At 58.2% G+C, this 2202-nt stretch carries 4 protein-coding genes; 2 read left to right on the top strand and 2 right to left on the bottom strand.

Annotated elements, in window-relative coordinates; genetic code table 11:
• Window positions 1-178 (bottom strand): DUF2284 domain-containing protein (locus GX108_08295; GenBank protein NLO57021.1); only part of this gene is annotated, 178 nt, incomplete at its 3' end.
• Between the two features lie 201 nt (window positions 179-379).
• On the opposite strand from GX108_08295, the gene GX108_08300 reads away from it, so the two are divergent.
• Together GX108_08300 and GX108_08305 are read left to right on the top strand one after the other, a co-directional pair.
• Entirely contained in the window at window positions 380-1363 is a 984-nt protein-coding gene (locus GX108_08300; protein ID NLO57022.1) for a prepilin-type N-terminal cleavage/methylation domain-containing protein, read from the top strand.
• Window positions 1364-1388: 25 nt separating this feature from the next.
• Window positions 1389-1829, top strand: coding sequence for an MOSC domain-containing protein (locus tag GX108_08305; protein NLO57023.1), 441 nt, complete (start codon window positions 1389-1391; stop codon window positions 1827-1829).
• Between the two features lie 61 nt (window positions 1830-1890).
• Here the strand turns inward: GX108_08305 and GX108_08310 are convergent.
• Window positions 1891-2202 (bottom strand): trehalose-phosphatase (locus tag GX108_08310; protein NLO57024.1); only part of this gene is annotated, 312 nt, incomplete at its 5' end.

Below are 2202 nucleotides of genomic sequence, written 5' to 3' on the forward strand. Positions count from 1 at the left end.
GGACGGAGGGCACATGGGGAGGACAGGAGGCATTCCTGCCGTAGTCGGGGCACCCGAACATGCACTTCATCCTCACCCACTGGGAAACGATCATATCCGGGGGCGGCACCCACCGGTAATCGTAAAATCCGGCCTCTTCAAGTATCCCGGTGACCCCGGCGGCGGTATCTTCATTCATGGCTCCTTGCCCTTCCCGCCTTTCAGTTTTTTGAGGAAGACCAGGGCTGTAAATGGACCTTCTCGCCCAGAACCGCTTTGCTTCGAGCCTCCCCAAGGCCAACAATTATAACAAAGGCCAACCGTTGTGGATGACAAAAATCTTCATACAAAGTAAAATTTTTTAGTCGAGAGTGCGCAGAATTTCAGAGGGGTTGCGAAATTGTCAAAGCAAAAAAGAGCCTTCACCCTGGTGGAGATCCTCCTAACGATCCTGATCATAGGCATTCTTGCCGGAAACCTGCTGCTGACCTCGGGTATCTCAAGGGATCGATCCGCCGCGACGAGGATCGTGTCGGACCTGATGACCCTGAAGAGGGCGGCCATGCTTTTCTTCTCCGATAACGGCCGCTGGCCCGGCGAGAACGACTATGACAGGCTCAACTCCTACATGACAGGCCATATCCAGCTCCAGGCCTGGGACGAAGATTCGGGGGTCTATGCCATCAGGAAGCAGGAGGCCTTGGGGACTGTTTACGCCGCCGTGAGGGTGGCCGACGAATTTGGAGGCTCTCCCCGGATAAGGGAGTTCCTGGAAAGGGATTCCTCGGAGTATGGCCTTTTGAACGAGGAGTTATCACCCTATCAAAGCACCGACCCGGTCGTGGCGGTGAAGATCAAGGATATCGCGCCGGGATCCGGCGAAGACGGCCAGGATGATTCCTCCTCATCGGATGGTTCCGGCGGCGATGCAGGGCAGGATTCCGGGTCGAACCCCGGCGGAGGGTCTTTACCCGGAAACTCTACTTGGGACAGTGGTAAAGCATACCTGGAGGGCGACCGCGTAGAATTCGACGGCAAGGTTTTCGAAGCCCGCTACTGGACCGAGGGGAATCAACCGGGCCTGATGGACAGCCCCTGGCAGGAGATCACCGATGAATGGAGAGACTTCAACGAGTACAAGGGGGGAGACATAGTAGTTTACGACGGAAAGCAGTACCAGGCTTGGTATTGGACTAAGAATACCACGCCGGGCGTAGTGGATTCGCCGTGGCAGCAGATCGACACCGACCAATGGGTCGTCTCCAACAGATATAGCGCCGGGGACACCGTTTTTCATGGGGGAGAACAATACAAGGCAAAATGGGTCGTAGATCCGGGGAAGAATCCGCCAGGATCATCCGATGCCTGGGAGTTGATCGGGTGAACCAGGCTCCGGAAGGAGGATCTCCATGGCTGAGGTGATAGCGGTCTGCGCCGGTGAGGACCGGCAGAAACCAAAAAAGGAACTGGAGGCGGCCCGTTTCGTCGACGGGATGGGCATCTCCGGCGACGGCCACTTCGGTATGGGTGACCGCCAGGTGAGCCTCCTCCGGTCCGAGGACCTGGCCCAAGCGGAGATCGAGGCCGGGTTTCCCTTTCCGCCCGGTTCCCTGGCCGAGAACCTCGTGGTCGTCGGCTTGCCCGGGGAACTGACCCCCGGGTCTCTCCTCAGGATAGGGGCCGAGGTATGCCTGGAAGTGGTCGAAAAGGGGAAAAGACCCGGCGAACCCCATTCCTACGATTACCGTGGATGGTGTCTCCTGCCGACGGTCGGTTACTTCCTGAAGGTGCTGACCGGGGGCGAAGTGCGCCCCGGCGACGCCGTGGTCCTGGAGGCAAAAGCCGTCTGAAAAGAGAAGACCCGGCTTTTGAGGTTGCAGGCATCAAGCAGGATCAAGCCAATCAAAGGCGCTATATGCCGTCTCCCGGTGAGGCGATCCGGGTCAATTGCTCGATAAATTGTCCTGTTTCGGATACGTTGTCCAATCGGTAGACGGCGCGGGTTCTTTCCGGGGGTTTCGACCCGGTTACGATTACCCCCGCCCCCCTTCCGGCGACAGCCCTGAAGCCGTCTTCGTCGGTGACGTCATCCCCCACGTAAATTGCGAAGGAATTCGCCGGGGTCATCCCGAAAACGTCAAGGAGCCAAAGGACCGCCGAACCCTTGTTCCAGTCCATGTCGGGAAGTACCTCCACGGCCTTCTTGTCGGACCTCGCCCTCAA

The organism is Thermovirga sp. (assembly GCA_012523215.1).
GTDB lineage: Bacteria > Synergistota > Synergistia > Synergistales > Thermovirgaceae > 58-81.